General features: G+C 61.6%; 21 protein-coding genes and 1 tRNA gene. 10 read left to right on the forward strand and 12 right to left on the reverse strand.

Annotated elements, in window-relative coordinates; translation table 11 throughout:
- From ROE7235_RS05335 to ROE7235_RS05350, 4 genes are read left to right on the forward strand one after another with little or no spacing between them, the layout of a single operon-like run.
- Positions 1-1,089 carry a microcin C ABC transporter permease YejB gene (locus ROE7235_RS05335; RefSeq protein ID WP_121093637.1) on the forward strand — a complete coding sequence of 363 codons (1,089 nt, stop codon included), beginning with the start codon at positions 1-3 and terminating at the stop codon, positions 1,087-1,089.
- 3 nt (positions 1,090-1,092) lie between these two features.
- Positions 1,093-2,250: an ABC transporter permease gene (locus tag ROE7235_RS05340; protein ID WP_121093638.1), complete on the forward strand. Its 1,158-nt coding sequence runs from the start codon at positions 1,093-1,095 to the stop codon at positions 2,248-2,250.
- Entirely contained in the window at positions 2,247-3,848 is a 1,602-nt protein-coding gene (locus ROE7235_RS05345) for an ABC transporter ATP-binding protein (protein WP_121093639.1), read from the forward strand. The genes ROE7235_RS05340 and ROE7235_RS05345 overlap by 4 nt, the downstream gene beginning before the upstream one ends.
- Positions 3,849-3,860: 12 nt before the next feature.
- Positions 3,861-5,072: a glycosyltransferase gene (locus ROE7235_RS05350; protein WP_121093640.1), complete on the forward strand. Its 1,212-nt coding sequence runs from the start codon at positions 3,861-3,863 to the stop codon at positions 5,070-5,072.
- On the opposite strand, the gene ROE7235_RS05355 is transcribed toward ROE7235_RS05350, so the two are convergent.
- From ROE7235_RS05355 to ROE7235_RS05365, 3 genes are all read right to left on the reverse strand, one after another.
- On the reverse strand, positions 5,069-5,764 hold the full coding sequence (locus tag ROE7235_RS05355) for a dimethylsulfonioproprionate lyase family protein (RefSeq protein WP_121093641.1): 696 nt from the start codon (positions 5,762-5,764) through the stop codon (positions 5,069-5,071). The genes ROE7235_RS05350 and ROE7235_RS05355 overlap by 4 nt on opposite strands.
- 83 nt (positions 5,765-5,847) lie before the next feature.
- Positions 5,848-5,973 carry a type B 50S ribosomal protein L36 gene (gene ykgO, locus ROE7235_RS05360; protein WP_072247233.1) on the reverse strand — a complete coding sequence of 42 codons (126 nt, stop codon included), beginning with the start codon at positions 5,971-5,973 and terminating at the stop codon, positions 5,848-5,850.
- A 71-nt stretch (positions 5,974-6,044) separates the two neighbouring features.
- Positions 6,045-6,119, reverse strand: a tRNA-Val gene (locus tag ROE7235_RS05365).
- A 146-nt stretch (positions 6,120-6,265) separates the two neighbouring features.
- Here ROE7235_RS05365 and ROE7235_RS05370 point away from each other — a divergent pair.
- The 4 genes from ROE7235_RS05370 to pnp all read left to right on the forward strand — a co-directional run bounded on the left by ROE7235_RS05370 (position 6,266) and on the right by pnp (position 13,069).
- Positions 6,266-7,120: an N-formylglutamate amidohydrolase gene (locus ROE7235_RS05370; RefSeq protein ID WP_121093642.1), complete on the forward strand. Its 855-nt coding sequence runs from the start codon at positions 6,266-6,268 to the stop codon at positions 7,118-7,120.
- A gap of 48 nt (positions 7,121-7,168) precedes the next feature.
- Positions 7,169-9,679 carry a cation:proton antiporter gene (locus ROE7235_RS05375; protein WP_121093643.1) on the forward strand — a complete coding sequence of 837 codons (2,511 nt, stop codon included), beginning with the start codon at positions 7,169-7,171 and terminating at the stop codon, positions 9,677-9,679.
- A gap of 69 nt (positions 9,680-9,748) precedes the next feature.
- Positions 9,749-10,645, forward strand: a complete 897-nt coding sequence (gene hemF, locus ROE7235_RS05380; RefSeq protein WP_121093644.1) for an oxygen-dependent coproporphyrinogen oxidase — start codon at positions 9,749-9,751, stop codon at positions 10,643-10,645.
- A gap of 294 nt (positions 10,646-10,939) precedes the next feature.
- A complete protein-coding gene (gene pnp / locus ROE7235_RS05385) occupies positions 10,940-13,069 on the forward strand; it encodes a polyribonucleotide nucleotidyltransferase (RefSeq protein WP_121093645.1) in 2,130 nt (709 codons plus the stop codon).
- A 123-nt stretch (positions 13,070-13,192) separates the two neighbouring features.
- Here pnp and ROE7235_RS05390 read toward each other — a convergent pair whose 3' ends face one another.
- From ROE7235_RS05390 to regB, 9 genes are all read right to left on the reverse strand, one after another.
- Positions 13,193-13,642, reverse strand: coding sequence for a hypothetical protein (locus ROE7235_RS05390; protein WP_121093646.1), 450 nt, complete (start codon positions 13,640-13,642; stop codon positions 13,193-13,195).
- A gap of 107 nt (positions 13,643-13,749) precedes the next feature.
- Complete coding sequence (gene eno, locus ROE7235_RS05395; RefSeq protein ID WP_121093647.1) at positions 13,750-15,024, reverse strand: phosphopyruvate hydratase; 1,275 nt, start codon at positions 15,022-15,024, stop codon at positions 13,750-13,752.
- A gap of 39 nt (positions 15,025-15,063) precedes the next feature.
- Positions 15,064-15,951, reverse strand: a complete 888-nt coding sequence (locus ROE7235_RS05400; protein WP_121093648.1) for a DMT family transporter — start codon at positions 15,949-15,951, stop codon at positions 15,064-15,066.
- Between the two features lie 116 nt (positions 15,952-16,067).
- Positions 16,068-16,856, reverse strand: a complete 789-nt coding sequence (locus ROE7235_RS05405) for a cytochrome c1 (RefSeq protein ID WP_121093649.1) — start codon at positions 16,854-16,856, stop codon at positions 16,068-16,070.
- A 23-nt stretch (positions 16,857-16,879) separates the two neighbouring features.
- Complete coding sequence (locus tag ROE7235_RS05410; protein WP_121093650.1) at positions 16,880-18,232, reverse strand: cytochrome b; 1,353 nt, start codon at positions 18,230-18,232, stop codon at positions 16,880-16,882.
- Between the two features lie 12 nt (positions 18,233-18,244).
- Entirely contained in the window at positions 18,245-18,808 is a 564-nt protein-coding gene (gene petA, locus ROE7235_RS05415) for a ubiquinol-cytochrome c reductase iron-sulfur subunit (RefSeq protein WP_121093667.1), read from the reverse strand.
- A 172-nt stretch (positions 18,809-18,980) separates the two neighbouring features.
- Complete coding sequence (locus ROE7235_RS05420) at positions 18,981-19,589, reverse strand: glutathione S-transferase (protein ID WP_121093668.1); 609 nt, start codon at positions 19,587-19,589, stop codon at positions 18,981-18,983.
- A 5-nt stretch (positions 19,590-19,594) separates the two neighbouring features.
- Positions 19,595-19,879 (reverse strand): hypothetical protein, encoded by a 285-nt coding sequence (locus ROE7235_RS05425; RefSeq protein ID WP_121093651.1) that lies wholly within the window; start codon positions 19,877-19,879, stop codon positions 19,595-19,597.
- A gap of 83 nt (positions 19,880-19,962) precedes the next feature.
- Entirely contained in the window at positions 19,963-21,348 is a 1,386-nt protein-coding gene (regB, locus tag ROE7235_RS05430; RefSeq protein WP_121093652.1) for a sensor histidine kinase RegB, read from the reverse strand.
- Positions 21,349-21,436: 88 nt separating this feature from the next.
- Here regB and ROE7235_RS05435 point away from each other — a divergent pair, with 88 nt between their 5' ends.
- Both ROE7235_RS05435 and ROE7235_RS05440 read left to right on the forward strand, forming a co-directional pair.
- A complete protein-coding gene (locus ROE7235_RS05435; protein WP_121093653.1) occupies positions 21,437-22,057 on the forward strand; it encodes an SCO family protein in 621 nt (206 codons plus the stop codon).
- A gap of 77 nt (positions 22,058-22,134) precedes the next feature.
- Positions 22,135-22,689 carry an ActR/PrrA/RegA family redox response regulator transcription factor gene (locus tag ROE7235_RS05440; RefSeq protein WP_121093654.1) on the forward strand — a complete coding sequence of 185 codons (555 nt, stop codon included), beginning with the start codon at positions 22,135-22,137 and terminating at the stop codon, positions 22,687-22,689.
- Positions 22,690-22,696 lie beyond the last annotated feature (7 nt).

A 22,696-nucleotide genomic window follows, 5' to 3' on the forward strand; every position in this document is an offset into this window, starting at 1 on the left:
ATGGGCGCCTATATCGCGCGACGTTTGCTGTTGATCATTCCCACGCTTCTGGGCGTGATGATGATCAATTTCTTTCTGGTGCAATTCGTGCCCGGCGGCCCTATCGAACAGGTCATCGCCCGGATGGAAGGTCAGGGCAACGTGTTCGGCGCTTTCGACGGGGCCGGGGCCGATGTGAACGCGGGCGCGGTGGAAAACGAACGCTACCAAGGCGCGCGCGGCCTGCCGCCCGAATTCATCGAGCAGTTGGAGCGCGAATTCGGGTTCGACAAACCGCCGCTGGAACGCTTTGCGCATATGATCTGGAATTACATGCGGTTCGACTTCGGCGAGAGCTATTTCCGGTCCATTTCCGTGGTCGATCTGGTGGCCGAAAAGCTGCCCGTTTCGATCTCATTGGGGCTGTGGTCCACGCTGATCGCCTATGCCGTGTCCATCCCATTGGGCATACGCAAGGCCACGCGCGACGGCACGCGGTTCGACACGTTCACATCGGGGCTGATTATCGTGGCCTATGCGATCCCCGGCTTTTTGTTCGCAATCCTGCTTCTGGTGCTGTTCGCGGGCGGGTCGTATTACCAGATATTCCCGGCGCGGGGACTCACCTCTCCGCAAGAGGTGTGGGACACGCTGTCCCCCGTCGGCAAAGTGCTGGACTACCTGTGGCATATCACGTTGCCGGTCATCGCCTCGACCATTTCGGCCTTTGCCACGCTGACGCTGCTGACGAAAAACTCGTTCCTCGACGAGATACGAAAGCAATACGTCATGACCGCACGCGCCAAGGGGTTGATGGAAAACCGCGTCCTGTATGGCCATGTGTTCCGCAACGCCATGCTGATCGTGATCGCGGGCTTTCCGGCGGTGTTCGTCGGCGTGTTTTTCGGCGGGTCGCTGATTATTGAAACGATCTTCTCGCTCGACGGTCTGGGTCGTCTGGGGTTCGAGGCCGTGGTCGCCCGTGATTACCCCGTAATGTTCGGCACCTTGTTCGTGTTCAGCTTGCTTGGGCTGGTCGTCGGGCTGATTTCGGACCTGATGTATGTCTGGATCGATCCGCGCATTGATTTCGAGTCGCGAGAGACCTGAGCCATGGACCAGACCAATTTCCTGCCAGACTCTGTCAAGCCATCAAAAAGCCGATTTGCGCTATCGGCCCTGAACCAGCGGCGCTGGGGCAATTTCCGCGCCAACCGCCGCGCGTTCTGGTCGTTGGTTATTCTGGGCACGCTGTACTTCGTGTCGCTCTTTGCGGAATTCATCGCCAATGATCGGCCCATCGTTATCAATTACCAAGGGGCCTACTACTTCCCGATTGGAAATTTCTATTCCGAAACCACCTTCGGCGGCGATTTTCGCACCGAAGCGCAATACACCGACCCCGTGGTCCAGTGCCTGATCCGCGCGGGCGGGTCCGAGTTTTGCTTTGACGATCCGGCAGAGGCCACGGCCCAAGCTGCCACGGGCATTGTGGACGGGGCAGAGATCACCCAGGGCTGGATGATCTGGCCCCCCATCCCCTACAGCTACAACACGGTCAACGATATCGGCCGCGCCGCCCCCTCGCCGCCCGATGGCGAGCATTTGCTGGGCACGGATGATACCGCGCGCGACGTGTTGGCGCGGGTGATCTACGGCTTCCGCCTGTCGATCAGCTTTGCCATCGTGGTGACGGTGCTCAGCTCTGTCATCGGTGTGGCAGCGGGCGCGGTGCAGGGCTATTTCGGCGGGGTGTTGGACCTGCTGTTCCAGCGCGTGATCGAGTTGTGGAATTCGGTTCCGTCCATCTACATCATCATCATCATTTCCAGCATGGTGGCGATGAATTTCTGGCTGCTGGTCTTCCTGATGACATTGTTCGGCTGGACCGGCCTTGTCGGCGTGGTGCGCGCCGAATTCCTGCGCGCGCGCAATTACGAATATGTGCGCGCGGCCAAGGCGTTGGGCGTGTCGAACACCAAGATCATGTTCCGCCATGTGCTGCCCAATGCCATGGTGGCCACGCTGACCTTTCTGCCCTTCATCATCACCGGCGTGATCGGGTCACTGGCCGCGCTTGATTTCCTGGGCTTCGGCCTGCCATCTTCCGCGCCCTCGCTTGGCGAGTTGACCTTGCAGGCCAAGAACAACCTGCAAGCGCCGTGGCTTGGTTTTTCAGCGTTTTTCACTTTCGCGATCATGCTGTCGCTTCTGGTCTTCATCTTTGAAGGGGTGCGCGATGCGTTCGACCCCAGAAAGACGTTCCGATGACCCTGCTGAACGTCACCGACCTGAACGTGACCTTTACCCAAGACGGCCAGCCCGTGCGCGCGGTGCGCGGCGTGTCTTTCCATGTGGAAAAGGGTGAAACCGTGGCGCTTGTGGGCGAATCAGGGTCTGGCAAATCTGTCAGCGCGCTGTCTTGCGTCGGGCTGTTGCCCGATGCGGCGCAAGTGTCGGGGTCCGTGACCTTCAAGGGCAATGAACTGATCGGCGCGTCAGACGCCCAGTTGCGGCAGGTGCGCGGCAATGACATCAGCTTCATCTTCCAAGAGCCGATGACCTCGCTGAACCCGCTGCATACCATCGAAAAGCAAATCGCAGAGAGCTTGTCCTTGCATCAGGGGCTGTCGGGGACTGTCGCCCGCGCCCGTGTGCTGGACTTGCTGAACACGGTCGGTATTCGCGATGCCGAAACCCGTATGTCGGCCTATCCGCACCAGTTGTCAGGCGGGCAGCGTCAGCGCGTTATGATCGCCATGGCGCTGGCAAATGGCCCCGAACTGCTGGTCGCGGATGAACCGACGACGGCGCTGGATGTCACCATTCAGGCGCAAATTCTGGAACTGCTGGTCGATCTGAAACGCGCCGAGGGGATGAGCCTGCTTTTCATCACCCATGATCTGAATATCGTGCGCCGGTTTGCCGACCGCGTGTGCGTCATGCAGGCAGGCGAGATTGTCGAACAAGGCCCGACCGGGCAGATTTTCGATGCGCCGCAACACCCCTACACCCGTAAACTGCTTGCGGCGGAACAGGCCGGTCAGCCCGCGCCTGTGCCCGATGGCGCGCAAGAAGTGCTGCGCACCGACAGCCTGCGCATCTGGTTCCCCATCCAGCGCGGGTTCCTGCGCCGCACCGTGGGACATGTAAAGGCCGTGAACGGCGCCAGCCTGTCCTTGCACTCGGGCGAAACGCTGGGCGTTGTGGGCGAATCCGGCTCGGGCAAGACGACGCTCGCGCTTGCGATCTTGCGGCTCATCTCGTCCGAGGGGCCGATCTGGTTCAACGGGGCCGATATTCAGGGCCGTAAATCGACCGAGTTGCGGGCGCTGCGCCGTGATGTACAGATCGTGTTCCAAGACCCGTTCGGCAGCCTTAGCCCGCGTATGACCGTGGCCCAGATCATTGCTGAAGGGTTGGGGGTGCACGGCATCCCGACAGGCCAGTTGGAAAAAGAGCTGGTGGCAGAGATCATGACAGAGGTGGGGCTGGACCCCTCCACAATGGAGCGCTACCCGCACGAATTTTCCGGTGGACAGCGCCAGCGCATTGCCATTGCGCGCGCCATGATCCTGCGGCCCAAGTTGTTGGTGCTGGACGAGCCGACCTCTGCGCTGGACATGACCGTGCAGGTGCAGATTGTCGAATTGCTGCGCGAGTTGCAGCGCCGCCACGGGCTGGCCTACCTGTTCATCAGCCACGACTTGCGCGTGGTGCGCGCTTTGTCGCACAAGGTGGTGGTGATGAAGCAGGGTGACGTGGTCGAAACCGGGCCAGTGGACCAGGTGTTCGACACCCCAAGCCATCCGTACACGCGCGCGCTGCTGTCGGCGGCGTTCGACATGACGGCAATTGGCGCGGACTAAGGGGGCGGGCGCGTGAAAATTCTGTTCGTGCATCAGAATTTTCCGGCCCAGTTCAAGCATTTGGCACCCGCATTGGCCGAACGCGGGCATGAGGTGGTCGCTTTGACCGCCGAAAGCAACCGGCAGCAAACCCCGATCCGCAGCTTTCGCTACCCAATGCCGGACGCGGCACCCAAACCGGGTCAGGCAAGGCTGGCCACGACCTACATGGCCATGACCGACCGCGCGCACCGTGTGGGCCGCGCGGCGTCGCAGTTGCGCGACAAGCTGGGCTTTGTACCGGATGTGATATTTGGCCATTCAGGATGGGGCGAAACCCTGTTTCTGAAAGAGGTTTTCCCCGACGCACGCCTGTTGGTCTATGCCGAGTTCTATTATGGAACCAAAGGGTTGGACGTGGGTTTTGACCCGGAATTCGCAAGCAACGACCCGTTTTCGGGATTTCCCGTGATTGCGCGCCAGTCGCATCTGGCCCTGTCCATGGTGCAGGCCGATGCCGCCCTTGCGCCAACCGAATGGCAGGCCGATACGTTCCCGCCGGAATTGCGGTCAAAAATCACCATCACCCATGACGGGGTGGATACCGATGCCCTGATGCCCAACCCGCAAGCGCAATTCACTCTGCCCAACGGTCGGTTGTTGCGCGCGGGTGATGAGGTTCTGACCTATGTCACCCGCAATATAGAACCTTATCGCGGGTCACATATCTTTATCCGCGCTCTGCCGCAGATATTGGCCGCCCGACCGGGCGCGCAGGTAGTCATTGTTGGCGGGGATGGCGTCAGCTACGGCATGTCCCCGCCCAACGGCACATGGAAAGAGCGGTTCCTGTCAGAGATTGCGGGCGCGCCGGGGCTGGAGCGTGTGCATTTTCTGGGCCGCGTGCCCTACCGCGATTACGTCACGTTGATGCAGATCTCGCGCGCCCACGCTTACCTGACCATCCCGTTCGTGCTGTCATGGTCCCTGCTGGAAAGCATGGCCATGGGCGCGCATGTCATCGCCTCGCGGACCGCGCCGGTGGAAGAGGTCGTCGTCGATGGCGTGAACGGACAGTTGGTCGATTTCTTCGATGTCGACGCATGGTCGGACGCGCTGACCACCGCGCTTGCCAACCCCGCAAGCTTTGCCGCGCGGCGTGTGGCCGCACGCAAGACGATTGTCGAGAATTACGACCTGAAACGCCTGTGCCTGCCCCGCCTGATCCGCTTTGTCGAAGGCTAACGCGCTGGCTTTGGCGCGCGGTTGAAGACCATCTTCTGATTTGCCAGCTTGTCGGTCGCGCCCATCCATGCATAGGCCAAAAGCGACGGTTCATGATCCGCAACCGTGATCCGGTGCAACTGCCCCGGCTGGTTAAAGATCAGAGATCCGGGCGCATAAACGCCTTGGTCGTTTTCCGACACCGCGCCTGACAGGCACAGATAGCTTTCGGTAATACCGTCATGCGCGTGCGCCGGATATGTGCAACCCGGGGCGAACAGCACAAGACCCATAATCACTTCATCCGTCACAACAGGGCCGGTGGGCCCGACCAGTTCGGCATAGGCGAACTTCCGTTCCAGCCCACGCGGCACTTTTTCATAGCCGTACTGCCAGCGCAGCTTGTCGTGCACGGCATCAATGGTGCGGATGAATGCGGCGTGCTTCGCTTCGCGCCCCTGGTCCAGCGCGCGGCGGAAATGCTTGGTGACGGGCTTGTCCATCGGCGGCAGATCGGCGATCGGCGGGTTGGCCTTGATGACCCGCGCGATGCGCTCGCGCACGCCGCGCTGGTGCGCGCGGATTTTGGTACTGCCGCCAGCGGGCAGATGGCGGTAAAGCTCGTAGAAATCACGCAGCAGATACCGCCATTCGGGACGGTCTGACAGGTGCAACAGGGGCACGGTCGCGGGATCTGGCAAGAGGTCGGTCATGACGGCATGCTACGTATTCGGCGCAGAAAGACGCCGCCCTGAACGACAGAGCGGCGCCAAATCACGACAATCGGGGCTAAAAATCAGCCCTGACGTGCCTTGAACTTCTTCTGTGTCTTGTTGATCACATAGACGCGGCCTTTGCGGCGCACGATCTGACAATCACGGTGGCGCTGCTTGAGCGACCGGAGCGAATTCTTGACCTTCATAGGTCTTCTCCTTCTCGCGGCGCGCGTGCGCCTGCCTGTATTCGTTCTATCCTGCCGGGGCAGGGGTGAAATGGTGGGCACGACAAGGTTCGAACTTGTGACCCCTACGATGTCAACGTAGTGCTCTACCACTGAGCTACGCGCCCGACTGGTCCGACATACGCCCCAAACAAAAGGGACGCGGGCCAAAACCGCGTCTGTGTCGGGGTCTATAAATAGAGTCGCAGGCAGGATCAAGGGCTTTCGCAAGGGGAAATTCGCGCTATAACCCTTTGCAACAAGGAAAGCGTTCATGCAGGCATATCAGTTCATACCGGCGGCCCCTGCGACGACTTCGGTCCTGTTTGCTTCGCCCCACAGCGCGCGCAGCTATCCGGACGAATTTCTGCGTGCCGCGCAGCTAGATGAACTGGCGCTGCGGTCGTCCGAGGATGCCTATGTCGATATGCTTTTGCGCGCGGCCCCGCTGGCCGGTGCGCATGTGCTGCTGGGCGGTGTGCCGCGTGCATATGTCGATTACAACCGCGCCGCCAGCGAGCTTGATCCGGCATTGATATCGGGCATCACGGTGCGGGCGATGAATGCGCGCATCAGCTCCGGTCTGGGTGTCATTCCCCGCGTGGTCGCGGGCGGGCGGGCGATTTATGCGGGCAAAATCACCCGCGCGCAGGCGCAGGACCGGTTGCGCAGCTACTGGCAGCCCTATCATGACAAGCTGTCGGGCCTGATGGCCGACACCGCTCAGCAATTCGGAAAGGCCATCCTGTTCGACATGCATTCGATGCCCCGCGACGCCGTAAGCCTGCGCAACGCAAATCGCCCCGATGTGGTGTTAGGGGACAGGTTCGGGGCGTCATGCCGGTTGGATATCGTTGATGACGTGGCGGCCATCTTTGCGGATGCAGGGCTTCGGGTGGCACGTAACGCGCCCTTTGCCGGGGCCTATATCGCGCAGCGTTACGGTCTGCCGTCGGTTGGGCAGCATGTCGTTCAGGTAGAGATTGACCGCGGCCTGTATCTGGACGAGGCGCGCGTGGCCCCGAATGCCAGTTTTGCCGATTTTCAGGCACTGATGGACCGTGTTGTTGTCGCGCTGGCAGATATCGGGCGCAGCGCCGGGAAAACGGCGGCGCTTGCGGCGGAATAGGCGCGTCCTGCTTTCCATTGGCGTGGCCTTCGCGCTAGATTGATATTCATGGATATTATTGCTCTCGTCGGCGCGGTTGCGCTGCTTTTCATCGTGATCGGCGTGTCGGAACCCTTGTCAGAGCGGTTGCGCCTGCCGTTCACGGTGATCCTTGCTTTCATGGGCGCGCTGATCGGAGCGACGGCGCTGACGCTCGCGGCGTCCGGGGTTGGTGACACGCTCAGCCCGATGGTGCGCCGCCTGCTGGACCTGCCCATCAGGTCCAACGTGTTCCTGTATGTGCTGCTGCCGACGCTGCTGTTCCAAGTGGCGCTTGTGGTCAATGCGCGGCGGATGCTGGATGACTGGGTGCCCATTGTCCTGATGGCGGTGGGGGCGGTGTTGGTATCGACCGTAGTGATCGGCTATGCCCTGACACCGTTTACCAGCCTGCCTTTGGCGGCATGTCTGCTGATCGGCGCGGTCGTGTCCACCACCGACCCGTCGGCCGTGGTGAGCATTTTCCGCAACATTGCCGCCCCGCAGCGCCTGACCCGCATTGTCGAGGGTGAAAGCCTGCTGAACGATGCCGCCGCGATTGCGTTGTTCGGGTTTTTCATGACCTTCGTCATGCTGGGCGTTCCCAACCCGACCTTGCAAGAAGCGGCGCTGACATTTCCATGGTTGATCGGCGGCGGGGTCGCCATTGGCTGGGTTTTTGCCCGCGTGGCGACCGCGCTGATGGCGGTTTTGCCCACGTTTCCGCGCGCGCAGGTTTCGGTCAGCGTGGCCTTGCCCTACCTGACCTATATTGCCGCCGAGCAATATCTGGGCGCGTCGGGGGTGATTGCCGTGGTGGTTGCGGGGCTGGCGCTGAACCTGTCGGGGCCAAGCCGCCTGACGCCCGCAAGCTGGGGTTACCTGCGCGAGGTGTGGGACATTCTTGCCTATTGGGCGGGCGCGTTCATCTTTATTTTGGCCGCGCTGCTGATCCCGCGCCTTATGGGCGACCTGCGCGCCAATGACCTGTTCCTGATCGGCGTGATCGTGATCGCCGCCATCGCGGCGCGCGCGGTCATGTTGTTCGGGGTGCTGCCCTTTCTGGGCCGGTTGCGCTTGTCACCACGGGTAGAGCCAAGCTACCGCGCGGCCATCCTGTGGGGCGGGTTGCGCGGCGCGGTCACGCTGGCGCTGGCGCTGGCCGTGACCGAAAGCGCGCTGGTGCCGCCCGCGATCAAGCGCGAAGTGGGTATCCTTGCCACAGGGTTCACGTTGTTCACACTTCTGGTGCAGGGCACGACCTTGCGCTGGGTTATCGCGCGGCTTGGGCTGGACCGTCTGCCAGCGCTGGATCAGGCATTGTCGCGGCAGGTCATCGCGGTCGCGCTGCAAAACGTGCGCGAAGCCGTGGCCGAAAGCGCGCGCGACTACCGCTTGCCGCCCGATGTGATCCGGTCAGAGGCCAAGCGTTTCGCCGCGCGGCTGGATGGCGCGGTGTCAGAGGCAGAGGCCGTGGACATCCCGGACCGGGACCGCATCACGCTGGGGCTGGTGGCACTTGCCGGGCGCGAGCGTGACCTGATCATAGAGCATTTTCGCCAGCAATTGTTCTCGTCCCGGTTGGTGGAGCGCATGCTGTCGGATGTCGATAGCCTGATCGAACGGACCCGCCTTGGCGGGCGCAATGAATACCGCGCCACCGCGCGCCGTGCGCTGGGCTTTGGCGGGCGTTACCGTTTGGCTGTCTGGCTGAACAACCGCCTGCGATGGTCCGCTCCGCTAGAGGTGATGACCGCCGATCGCTTCGAATTGCTGCTGAATCAACAGCTTGTGTTGCAGGAATTGCACGGGTTCATCGCCGGCAAGATTCGCCGTATCCATGGCCGTCGCGTGGCTGACCTGCTGCATGAATTGCTGCGCCGCCGGGCCGAGGAGACCGCAGGTGCCATCGAAGGGTTGCGCCTGCAATATCCGGGCTATGCCGAGGAAATCGAGCGACGGTTCATCCGGCGTACCTCTTTGCGGCTGGAAGAGCGCGAGTATGAAACGCTGTTCGCCGATGGGTTGGTCAGCCGCGAGCTGTATAACACCCTGCGCGCGCGACTGGACGCGGCGAGGGCCCGTTTGGACAACCGACCAAGGCTGGATTTCGCGCTTCAACGCGAGGAATTCCTGCGCGCATTCCCCGTGTTCGACGGCATGCCAGCGGATGCCCGTAAACGGCTGGCCCGCGCGCTGACGACCTATTACGTGGAACCCGGTCGCACACTGATCCGAAAGGGCGAAGTGCCCCGCTCGGTCTATTTCATCGCCTCTGGCGCGGTCGAGATGGAGCGCCGTGGTCAAAAGCTGCGGCTGGGGCGTGGCGAGTTCTTCGGCCATCTGGGCATGTTGACCGGTCAGCCCCGCCGCGCCATGGTGAGTGCGATTACCCATTGCACGCTTTTTGCGCTGGACGAGGCCCGTTTTCGGCGCCTTCTGGCCCGCAATCAGGCATTGCAGCAGGCGGTCGAGGCGAGCGCCATCGCGCGGGGCGCCAATGTCGCGCAGATCATGGCGCAGGCCCGACCCGAGAGCTAGGTGTAAACCCAGCTTGTCATGCGCCCCCCCGCATGGCACATCAAGGAAAAGCTATGAGGATCCGCGCTGATGAGTGACCAGAATTTTGACGACCGCAAGGCGCAGGCCGCCGCTTGGTTCCGCGAACTGCGGGACCAGATCGTGGCCGCTTTCGAGGCAGTCGAGGACAGGCATACCGATGGCCCGATTTCCGATCATCCTGCGGGCCGGTTCGAGGTATCCGACACCAAGCGCACCGCACCCGACGGGTCTGATGCCGGTGGCGGGCTGATGAGCGTTATGCGCGGCGGGCGCGTGTTCGAGAAAGTGGGCGTCAATGTCTCTGCCGTTTATGGCCAGTTGGGCGATGCCGCGCAGCGGTCGCTGACCGCCCGCAAGGAAATTCCGGGGCTGGAAAGCGACCCGCGCTTCTGGGCCAGCGGCATTTCCCTTGTGGCGCATATGCAAAACCCGCATGTGCCCGCCGTGCACCTGAACACCCGCATGTTCTGGACGCCCGGCGCATGGTGGTTCGGCGGCGGCACCGACCTGAACCCCTGTCTGGAATATGCAGAGGATACGGCAGATTTCCATGCCACGCTCAAGGCGCATTGCGACCCGCATGGCGCTGATCTGTATCCGCGCTTCAAGGAATGGGCGGATGAGTATTTCTATATCCCGCACCGCAAGCGCGCGCGCGGTGTGGGCGGCATTTTCTACGATGACCACTGCACTGGCGATTGGGATGCCGATTTCGCCTTTACCCAGGATGTGGGCAAATCCTTCCTGCCCGCGTTTCTGGCGCAGGTCGAAAAGCGGCGCGGGATGGCGTGGGACGGTGCCGACAAGGAAGCCCAGCTTATCCACCGGGGCCTCTATGCTGAATACAACCTGGTCTACGACCGCGGCACCAAGTTCGGCTTGCAAACCGGCCACGACCCGGATGCCGTTCTGATGAGCCTGCCGCCCTTCGCGCGTTGGGTGTGACGCCCCGCTCATCATAGCGACAGCGGTGGGCCGTGGGACGGCCCGCCGATGGCGCGGCGGGCTTCGCCCTTGATTCCGCGCCTTCGGTAAGTTGGCCGCCCAATGATGGCTCTTTCAAACGCGACATTCCCCCACTTCCCCCATAGCCGCTTTTCCTGTATGGCAGCGGCATCTGAGACGTGACGCTTCGGCCCCGGCGTGATGCACAAGGATTGGGGTCGGCGGCAATGGGGCCGCCATAGACATCAGGAGATCCGGGAAGGGCCCGGAAGTGCTCCGACGAGGAAACGACGAATGTTCAACATCACCAAGAAATCCATCCAGTGGGGCGAAGAAACCCTGACACTGGAAACCGGCAAGGTTGCCCGTCAGGCAGACGGTTCGGTCATCGCCACGCTGGGCGAAACCAGCGTCATGGCCAACGTGACCTTCGCGAAAGAGGCAAAGCCGGGGCAGGACTTTTTCCCGCTGACCGTGCATTATGTGGAAAAATACTACGCAGCGGGCAAAGTGCCCGGCGGGTTCCTGAAGCGCGAAGCGCGTCCTTCGGACAAAGAAACCCTGACCTCTCGTCTGATCGACCGTCCGATCCGCCCGCTGTTTGTTGATGGTTTCAAGAACGAAGTTCTGGTCATCTGCACCGTGCTCAGCCACGATCTGGTCAATGAACCCGACGTGGTTGCGATGATCGCCGCCTCTGCCGCGCTGACCATTTCCGGCGCGCCCTTCATGGGTCCGATTGCCGCCGCGCGTGTGGGCTATTCCAATGGCGACTACGTGCTGAACCCCGAATGTCAGGACATGGAAAAGCTGCGCGAGAACGCAGAGCAGCGTCTGGACCTTGTTGTCGCGGGCACCAAAGACGCCGTGATGATGGTCGAATCGGAAGCCTATGAGTTGACCGAAGCCGAAATGCTGGGTGCCGTGAAATTCGCCCATGACAGCCTTCAGCCGGTGATCGACCTGATCATTGACCTGGCCGAAGATGCTGCGAAAGAACCTTTCGACTTCCAGCCGCCGGATTATTCGGACCTCTATGCCGCCGTCAAAGCCGCTGGCGAAACCCAGATGCGCGCCGCCTTCGCGCTGCGTGACAAGCAAGAGCGGGTGGCCGCAATTTCGGCTGCGCGTGATGCGATCAAGGCCGCGCTGACGGAAGAGCAACTGGCCGATGCGAACCTTGGGTCCGCGCTGAAAAAGCTGGAATCGAGCATTCTGCGCGGCGATATCATCAACGGGTCGCCCCGTGTTGACGGACGCGACACCAAGACGGTGCGCCCGATTGTTGCCGAAACCAGCCTCTTGCCGCGCACGCATGGATCGTCGCTGTTCACCCGTGGTGAAACGCAGTCGCTGTGTGTGACCACCTTGGGCACCGGCGATGATGAGCAGTTCATCGACGCGCTGACCGGCACCAGCAAATCCAGCTTCCTGCTGCATTACAATTTCCCCCCCTATTCGGTGGGCGAGGTTGGGCGCTTCGGTCCTCCGGGACGGCGCGAAGTGGGCCATGGCAAGCTGGCATGGCGCGCGTTGCAGGCTGTTTTGCCTGCGGCAACCGACTTCCCCTACACCATCCGTCTGGTGTCCGAGATCACCGAATCGAACGGCTCGTCTTCGATGGCCACCGTTTGCGGTGGCTCGCTGTCGATGATGGATGCGGGCGTGCCGCTGAAAGCGCCGGTTGCCGGTGTGGCGATGGGTCTGATCCTGGAAGATGACGGCCGTTTCGCGGTCCTGACCGATATTCTGGGCGACGAAGACCACCTCGGCGACATGGATTTCAAAGTGGCCGGGACCGAAGAGGGCATCACGTCCTTGCAGATGGACATCAAGGTCGCGGGCATCACGTTCGAGATCATGGAGCAGGCTTTGGCACAAGCCAAGGACGCGCGCATGCATATCATGGGTGAAATGGCCAAGGCGCTGACCGCGCCGCAAGGCTTTAGCCAGTATGCGCCCAAGATCGAGACCATGCAGGTGCCGACGGATAAAATCCGCGAAGTCATCGGCACGGGCGGCAAGGTCATCCGTGAAATCGTGGAAGTGTCGGGCGCGAAGGTCGACATCAACGATGACGGGATCATCAAGATCGCGTCGAGCGATGGCGACGCGATCAAGAAGGCTTATGACATGATCTATTCGATCGTGGCAGAACCGGAAGTCGGCAAGATCTACACCGGCAAAGTGGTGAAGCTGGTCGATTTCGGCGCTTTCGTGAACTTCTTCGGCAAGCGCGATGGTCTGGTGCATGTCAGTCAGATCGAGAACCGCCGCCTGAACCACCCTTCGGACGTGTTGAAGGAAGGTCAGGACGTGAAGGTCAAGTTGCTTGGCTTCGACGATCGCGGCAAGGTTCGTCTGGCGATGAAAATGGTCGATCAGGCCACCGGCGAAGAGATCGTGGCAGAGCAGGCGGAATAACCCCGCTCGCTACGGCACAGAACTGGAAAACCCCGGACCATAGTCCGGGGTTTTTCGTATGGCGATGGCCCTGTTCGGGCGGCTTGGATGGCGCCACATGCGCGCAGCAATATCGTGCGTGGCCTAAAGGCGGGTATCAACGCTATCCGAAGGTGTCGCCGTCGGATCGGCAGGTTGGAGCTGGCGGTATAGCGCATCCGTGTCATCCGCTTTCGCGCGTTGCTCTGGCGCCTTGCCCGTCACGTCCTGTTGTTGCGGGCTGTCGGTCTGCACGGGTTGCGGTTCGTCAGCGTCCGGTGGGTCGTTGCGGGTTTCGCGAAGGTGCTGCAGCAGGTTCACTTCGAACGTCGGGGGCGGGCCGACAAGGCGGTCGCGCCTGTCGGTGAGCGGCACAATATCATGCGTGGTCAGCAGGTCCGCGCGCTGCCCTGCCTTTGCCTGTTGCACCGCAGTTTGCGTCAGCGTGGGCGTTACGGCAGGCGCTGCTCGTTGCGTGGCGGCAGTCATAGCAACCGGGTCGCGCGGTTGCGCGGGGTGCGGCGTGGCCGCCGATATCGGGGATAAAAGTGACATCTGACCCTCCGTCAGGCGGACAATAGTCTAAGCCGATGAGACTACGCGATTCGGCTTAACAGAGGGTTTATGCGCATGCGCGGGACCACCCACGCATGCGCCAAAGGTTAACGCAGGATAGACCGCCCGGCATAGACTGCAGTCTCGCCAAGCATTTCTTCGATACGGATCAACTGGTTATACTTGGCCAACCGGTCAGACCGCGCCAGCGAGCCGGTCTTGATCTGCCCGCAATTCGTGGCCACGGCCAGGTCTGCGATGGTCGCATCCTCGGTTTCGCCCGAACGGTGGGACATCACGCAGGTCATGCGCGCGCGGTGGGCCATATCGACGGCGGCCAGTGTTTCGGTCAGGGTGCCGATCTGGTTGACCTTGACCAGCAGAGAGTTGCCGCAGCCCTTGGCGATCCCGTCGGCCAGCCGGATGGGGTTGGTCACAAACAGGTCGTCGCCCACAAGCTGCACGCTGTCGCCCAAGCGGTCGGTGAGCAGCTTCCAGCCGTCCCAGTCATCTTCGGCGCAGCCGTCTTCGATGCTGATGATGGGGTAGTCGTCGCAGAGTTTGGCCAGATACTCGACATTCTCGGCGGCGCTGAGGGACAGGCCCTCGCCCGCCATCTCATACTTGCCACCCTTGAAATACTCGGTCGAGGCGCAATCGAGCGCGAGATAGATGTCCTGCCCCGGTTTATAGCCTGCCTTTTCAATGGCTTTCAGAATGAAATCGAGCGCGTCGCGCGTGCTGGACAGTGCGGGCGCAAACCCGCCTTCGTCGCCGATGCCGGTGGACAGGCCCGCCGCGTGCAGTTCCTTTTTCAGTGTATGGAACACCTCAGAGCCCATGCGCACCGCGTCACGTATGTTGTCCGCGGCGACCGGCATGATCATGAATTCCTGAATGTCGATCGGGTTGTCGGCATGTTCGCCGCCGTTGATGATGTTCATCATCGGCACGGGGAGTGTGCGCGCAGACGTGCCGCCGATATAGCGGAACAAGGGCTGGCCGGTATAGTCGGCAGCGGCCTTGGCCACGGCCATGGACACGCCCAGAATGGCATTCGCGCCCAGACGGCCCTTGTTCGGTGTGCCGTCCAGTTCCATCATGGCGGCGTCTATAGCGACCTGTTCGGTGGCGTCAAAGCCGACAAGCGCCTCGGCCAATTCGCCATTCACGGCGGCGACGGCTTCCAGAACGCCCTTGCCCATGTAGCGGGATTTGTCGCCATCGCGGCGTTCCACGGCCTCATGCGCGCCGGTGGATGCGCCCGAGGGCACAGCGGCGCGACCCATCGTGCCATCTTCCAAAATCACATCCACCTCGACCGTCGGGTTGCCCCGGCTGTCAAGGATTTCGCGGCCGATTACGTCGATGATGATGCTCATGTTACTGTCCCTTATGCGCTGGCGGGTTTATTGCGCCTGCTATACCTGTCCTGTGCCCACAAGGGAAGGGCGGCGGGTTTCGCGCCACAGGGTAAACAGGCCCGCTGCCACAATGATCGCGGCACCCAGATAGGTCAGGGTGTCGGGGCGTTCGCCAAACACGGTGAGCGCGACGACCAGCGCAAAGACCATGCGGGTATAGCGAAACGGGGTCACGACTGGAATCTCACCCACCCGCATGGCGGCAACCACCATGTAGTAGGCGACCACACCGACCACGAGTGTGCAGGCCAGCAAGGCCAGTTGCACGCTGTCGGGCACCATGGGGCGGCTGCCCATCGCGATCATCATCAAGATACCTGTCGGGGCCATCAGGCCAAAGGCCCATGCAGACATCTGGAAACCCGAAATGCGCGCGGGGGCGGCACGGGTTGCCAGATCGCGGGTGGCCAGCCCCAGAACGCCGATCACCGCCCAGATTGAGGCTGGCTCGAACCCTGCCATCCCCGGTCGCACGATAAGCATCACGCCGAACAGCCCTGCCAGAATTGCCATCCAGCGGCGCCAGCCGACCTGTGCGCCCAGGAAAAGCGCCGCGCCAAGGGTGACGACCAGGGGTGTCGCCTGCAAGATTGCCGATGCGGTCGAGAGGCTGGCCAGCACAAAACCCAGCACGAAACCCACTGTGCCCACCACTTCGCCGATATTGCGGATGATCATACCGCGGCTGGCCATGTCTGCTGAAAAAAGGGCTTGCCCTTTCGCCTTGGCGAAGAGGCCGAAAACCACTGCCCCGCTTGCGCCCAGCATGACAAGGATTTGTCCGATCGGGATTGCACCGGACAAAAGCTTGATGAACATGTCCTCTAACGCGAACCCGGCCATGGCGAGGGTCATCAGCAGCGCGCCGCGCAGGTTGTCGGACATGGGTTAATCTTTCACAGGTTAAGTTTGCACCAAGTGCTACACAAGCCGCCCGCGGGTGCAAAGCAAAAAGCGCGCCCGGACGGGGCGCGCTTTTCCAGTGGTCCGTTTTGTGCGGATCATTCTTCTTTGGCAGCCCGTTTGATGGGGGCCCAAAGCTGTTTGTTGGTCAGGTACAGCAGTGCTGCCAGCACGGACAGGAAGATCACGCCGACAAAGCCTGCCTGCTTGCGTTCGACCATCTTTGGTTCTGCGGTCCACATCAGGAATGCTGCGACGTCCTTGGCCTGCTGCTCTTTGGTTGCGGGCGTGCCGTCGGCGTATTCCACGCCATCTTCCCACAGCACAGGGGCCATGGATACCCAGCTTGCCGAGGCTTCGTTGTAGTAGAACATCGACCCGGCTTCGAACTTTTCTTCGCCGTTGAAGCCATTGACGAAGGACGCAACGTATTCAGCGCCGCCCATGCCGTTCATAAGCTGGTTGATACCCAGGCCGTAGGGGCCCGAGAAGCCGACGCGTGATTTTGCCATCAGGCTCAGATCGGGCGCGCCCTCGAATTGCGATTCGGGGAAATGGTCAGGACCGGCGGCCACGCGCCAGTCGCGCAGCTCTGGATCCCAGATTTCATACATCTCCGCGTAGGCGCGCATCTGGTCGTCAGGCAGTTCGGGACCATTCGGATCGCTCAGCGTGCGAAACGCGACCTTGTCCAACCCGTGGCAGGACGCGCAAACCTCGGTGTAAACCTGCAACCCGCGCTGAAGCTGGTTGCGGTCATACGTGCCGAACGGCCCTTCGAACGAGAAGTCGTAGTCGATGATCTTGCCGGTTTCTCCGGCCGCGAGGTCCGGAGAGGAGGCGAGCATGGCTGCCGTTATCGTGGAAACGGCGAGTTTCTTGAACATTCTATCTCTCCAATTTCCGTCTGTTATTCGGCCGGAACCGGTTCGGGCGATGGGCCTTTGCCGCCACCGGATTTCTTCTTCAGCGACGCTTTGAAGTCCTCCTCGATGGTTGCGGGCTGCGGCAGCGGCTTCTCTATCACGCCCAAGATGGGCAGGATGACAAGGAAGTAGCCGAACCAATAGGCCGACCCGATGAGCGAGATCGTGCCGTAGATGCCTTCTGCCGGCATGGCGCCTGCCCACATCAGCACGAAGAAATCGACCACCAGCAGCCAGAACCACCATTTGAACATGGGACGGTAGCGGCCAGAGCGCACATTCGAAGTGTCGAGCCACGGCACCAGCGCCATCACGAAGATGGAGCCGAACATCGCCAACACGCCGAAGAATTTCGCGTCAATGATCCCGAAGGACAGCCATTCCACGGCCATCACCACCCAAACGTCAGAGGTAAAGGCGCGCAGGATCGCGTAGAAGGGCAGGAAATACCATTCCGGCACGATGTGCGACGGCGTGACCAGCGGGTTCGCTTCGATGTAGTTGTCCGGGTGGCCCAAGAATTGCGGCATGAAGCCGACCAGAGCCCAGAACAACGCAAAGATGACGACAAGCGCGAACAGGTCCTTGATAACGAAATATGGCCAGAACGGCAGCGTGTCTTTTTCTGCTTCTTCCTTGGACGAGCGACGAACATCGACACCGGTCGGGTTGTTGTTGCCCGTGGTGTGGAACGCCCAGATATGCAGGATCGACAGGCCAAGGATCACGAAAGGCAGCAGATAGTGCAGGCTGAAGAAGCGCGTCAGCGTGGCGTTGCCCACCGCTGGCCCGCCCAGAAGCCATGTTTGCAGCATCTCGCCGATGCCGGGGATCGCGCCGAACAGGCCGGTGATGACGGTGGCACCCCAGAAGGACATCTGGCCCCAGGGCAGAACGTAGCCCATGAACGCGGTCGCCATCATCGCGAGATAGATGAACATACCGATGATCCACGTCACTTCGCGCGGGGATTTGTAGCTGCCGTAATACAGGCCGCGGAAAATGTGGATATACACCGCCGCGAAGAACAGCATCGCGCCGTTCTGGTGCAGGTAGCGCAGCATAAAGCCACCGTTCACGTTGCGCATGATGTGCTCAACGCTGGCAAAGGCCAAATCGGCATCCGGGGTGTAATGCATTACAAGCACGATGCCGGTCACGATCTGCAACACTAGGCAGGTCATCAGCACGATGCCCCAGATCCACATCCAGTTCAGGTTTTTTGGCGTGGGAATCTTGATCGTATCGTAGAGCAGTCCAACAATGGGCAGACGCCGATGCATCCACTTCTCTGCGTTGCTGTTCGGCTCGTAATGGTCGTGTGGAATACCAGACATGTATTCTCTCCTTTAACCGAGCTGGATTGTGGTGTCGTCCACGAAGGTCGCAACCGGAATATGAAGGTTTTCGGGCGCTGGTCCGCGACGAATACGGCCTGCGGTGTCATAGTGAGACCCGTGGCACGGGCAGAACCAGCCGCCGAAATCACCCGCACCATTGCCAAGCGGCACACAGCCCAGATGGGTGCAAACGCCGGTCATGACCAGCCATTCGCCCGCATCATCCATGGTGCGGTTCGCGTCGGATGCGTCGGTCCCCGGCTTGTTGGGGTTGCGCGACTGCTGGTCGATGGGAAGCTCGTCGGCAGGCACTTCGCGTCCGGCCGCGATTTCCTCTTCCGTGCGGCGACGGATGAAAACCGGCTTGCCAAGGAAGTTGACCGTAAGCTGGCTACCAGCATCAAGGCCGCCGACATCGACAAAGATCGACGACAAAGCCTGAACATCGGCCGACGGGTTCATCTGGTTGACCAGCGGCCATACGGCGGCACCTACTGTCACAGCACCCGCACCGGCGGTTGCGTAATAGATGAAATCCCGACGGGTGCTTTCGTGGTCATCTGCGTGGGACACGAGCATTCTCCCTTTTCAATGGGTACGAGGGCTATAATTTCGGACAGGCCGCTGAAAGAAAAACGGCCCCTCGCGACTGCATTTAGCGGGGATTGGGTAGTGCGTCCAGCTTTGAAAGCGTGGAAAGGTGTCGCACTTGCACCGATTTTACCGCTTTTGGGGCAGGTTTTCGCTATCCGGGCGGTGTTGTGGCGGTCATGCTGTCACGCGCGGCGAAGCCGCCCTGCCATGCGGCCAGCACGGGCGCGGCATTTCGCCAGTCCCGCGCCCCCAGCCGAAAGTCGATATAGGCAAGCGCGCAGCCAAGTGCCATTTGTCCCATGCAAAGCGGTCCGGCCAGATACGCCATCCAGCGGTCTTCCAGCACGGCAATGCTGCGCGAGATCTTGGACCACTGGCCTTCGACGATTTCCGCCGAGCGGATCTGTTCCGCGCGCAGGCGCGATTCGTACATCATCTCCAATGCGGCATCCAGCATGCCATCCGCCGTTGCTTCCAGCGTGATGCAATCCCATTGGCGCGCCCCTTGCGGATAAAAACGATCGCCTGCGAGCGCATCCAGATAGCGGCAGATGACCCGGCTGTCATATAGCGCGCCGCCGTCGGGACGCGTCAGAACGGGCACTTTGCCCAGCGGGTTCGCGGCCAATGGCACCGTGCCGGAATCCAGCGGTGTCCCAGAGGCGGGCACCAGTGCGATGCGGTCCAGCAGCCCAGCCTCGTGAGCCAACACCATAACTTTGCGGACATAGGGTGATGTCGGGCTGTGATAAAGCGTCAGCCCGCTCATACCTTGCGAAACCGGATGCGGCCCAGAAGGCTCGCGTCGATTTCCACGCCGGGGCCGTTTTCGCCCAACCGCACCACGCGGCGCATCCGTCCGGCAAGGTTCCATTGCTGGCGGTCGCGGGGGCGGTGCGCGCTCATGCCCTCGGGCAGGTCATCCAGCGCGTCTTCGGCGCGCTGGTCGGTGCGCCCGCGCTCCAACTGGCGGGCGATGACATATCCGGCAAGGGCAATCGCCCCGTAGCGGGCGGCGGTGGCGGCAATAGGGGCAAGGGGGACAGGCATGGTAAGCTCCGATCTGGTTGACCCAACTGTATCAGGCCCGGCGCGTCTGTCTATTCACGTTGTTCCGGCGCAGACGCATCGGCCTAGTTTGCCACCGGCGCGTTCTGCGGCAAAGTTTCTGTCGGGTCGACCGCAATGCGGGGCAGCGGCCATGTCAGGTCGATCAATGCGCCATTCAGCACCGGATGCCCCGGCAGGGTCTTGATCTGGCCATCGCAATTCAGGAATTCCAGCCGCGCGCCCGTGCGCTCCAACAGTGTTTTCGCGATGAACATGCCCAACCCCATACCCGCATATCCGGGGCGCCGCTTGGGGCGGTTCGGGTCGCGGCCCCGCCCGATGAATGGCTCGCCGATACTGCCCAGCACTTGGGCCGAAAACCCCGGACCGTCATCTATGATACGGATGCGCAGGGTTTGGGCGGTCCAGCTTGCATCGACCCAAACCTCTGACGCGGCGAAATCGACCGCGTTCTGGATCAGGTTGCGCAGCCCGTGGATCAGTTCAGGGCGGCGTTGGACCAGCGGTTGCATGTCATCGGCGCCATCGCCGGGCTGCAACAGGAAATGCACCTGTTTCCCGCGGTCCAGATGCGGCTCTGCGGCTTCATGCAGCACCGCTTCCAGTGGTGCGCGGCGCATCATCGTGTCGTCCTTGCCGCTGCGCCCCATGGATTGCAGGATCGTGCGGCACCTGTCGGCCTGTTGCACCAACAGGCGCGCGTCTTCGGCCAGATCGGGGCGGTCGCCCAACTCTTCTGCCAGTTCCGCGCTGACCAGCTTGATCGTGGCAAGTGGCGTGCCAAGCTCATGCGCGGTGGCCGCTACCACGCCGCCCAGATCGGTCAGCTTTTGTTCGCGTGACAGCGCCATTTGCGCGGCCAGAAGCGCATCGGCCATCGAATTCGCCTCTGCCGCGACGCGCTGGGCGTAGAACGCCTGAAAGGCGATACCGATCACGATCGCGGCCCAGTGCCCGAAGGTCAGGATCGGCGCCACGTCCAGCATCGTGCCATCGGCAAAGCGCAACGGGCGATAGGTGATGCTGACCAGTGTGATCAGTGCAATCGCCACTAGCGACAGCAACAATGTGGAGCGCGGGCGCAGAGCCATCGCCGCGACCGCCACCGGTGCCATAACCAGCAGCGCGAAAGGGTTGGTGATCCCGCCGGTCAGGTACAGCAACAGAGACAATTGCGCGATGTCGAACAGGAAAGTCAGCGAGGCTTCCGTGTCTGACAGCCGTTTCGCCGCCGGGTAAAGAAACAACGACAGCAGGATCGACACACCAGCCGCGCCGATGACAAGCGCGACCAGCCCGTTGTCAAACCGCAGCCCGAAGGTCAGTTGCCCGACCACAAGCGCGGCAATCTGGCCCGACAGCGCCAACAGCCGGACATAGGCCAGCGTGCGCAGGCGCACCCATTCTGTGCGGTTGTCCTGCGTGATCTCTCCGAATGTCGGGTCCATGGGCGTGATGTCACATCTTGGGGAAAGGGGATTGTTACGCGGGCCGGGCTTTGGCATCAAGCATCAGTCGTATCAGAGGAGTGCGCAGATGCTGCGTCGATATTCGATCATGGCCGCCGGTTTTCTGGCGCTTGTTCTCGGCGGTTTGGGCGCGATGGTGTTCTTTGCCCCGGATCGCGGCCAGTTTGCGCAATGCCGTGAAACCGCGATCGCCGGCGGCAGTGGGGCAATTGGTGGTCCGTTCACCCTGACCGACCATACCGGCGCGCAGGTGACAGAGGCCGATTTCGCCGACCGCCCCGTGCTGTTCTATTTCGGATATACCTTCTGCCCCGATGTCTGCCCCTACGATCTGGCCCGCAACGCCGAAGCCGTCTACACGCTGACAGAGCGAGGCTATGAGGTGACGCCGGTGTTCATCTCGGTCGATCATCAGCGCGACACGCTGGAAGGGCTGGCCGAATTCGTCAGCTTCATGCATCCCGATATGGTCGGCCTGACTGGGACCGAGCAACAGTTGCGCGATGCCGCCCGCGCCTATCGCGCCTATTACGCGGTGCAGGATACCGAGGACGAATTCTACCTGATCGACCATTCCACATTTACCTACCTGAACCTGCCGGGTCACGGTTTTGTGGAACTGTTCCGCCGCGAGGCAACGCCCGACCAGATGGCCGACCGCGTGGCCTGCTTTATCGACAACGCCTAAACAGCGGTCATATCCGGTTCAAATTGACCTTTTGCGCCGCGCGGCCTAACTATCGTGTAACCCACAAGGGAAACCCGATGACAGAACCTGCGCAACTTGATCTTGGTCCCGACCCCTCGCTGCTTATCGTCGATGATGATGAGGTGTTTCTGAAGCGTCTTGCCCGCGCGATGGAGAAGCGCGGCTTTGCCGTGGAAACCGCCGACAGTGTGACGGCGGGCAAGGCGATTGCCACAGCCCGACCCCCGGCCTATGCCGTCATCGACCTGCGGCTGGAGGATGGCAACGGGCTGGACGTGGTCGAAGTGCTGCGCGCGAAACGCGAGGAAGCCCGTATCGTTGTGCTGACCGGCTACGGTGCGATTGCGACCGCCGTGGCTGCGGTGAAGATCGGTGCGACCGATTACCTGTCCAAGCCAGCCGACGCCAACGAAGTCGTGCGCGCCCTGCTGTCATCGGAAGAAGCGTTGCCGGAGCCGCCTGAAAACCCCATGTCCGCCGACCGTGTGCGCTGGGAACATATCCAGCGTGTCTATGAGCAATGCGACCGCAACGTGTCGGAAACCGCGCGGCGGTTGAGCATGCATCGTCGCACATTGCAGCGCATTTTGGCCAAACGCTCGCCCCGCTGACATTGCT

Origin of the sequence: Roseinatronobacter ekhonensis (assembly GCF_900499075.1) — a bacterium.
GTDB classification, from domain to species: Bacteria; Pseudomonadota; Alphaproteobacteria; order Rhodobacterales; family Rhodobacteraceae; genus Roseinatronobacter; species Roseinatronobacter ekhonensis.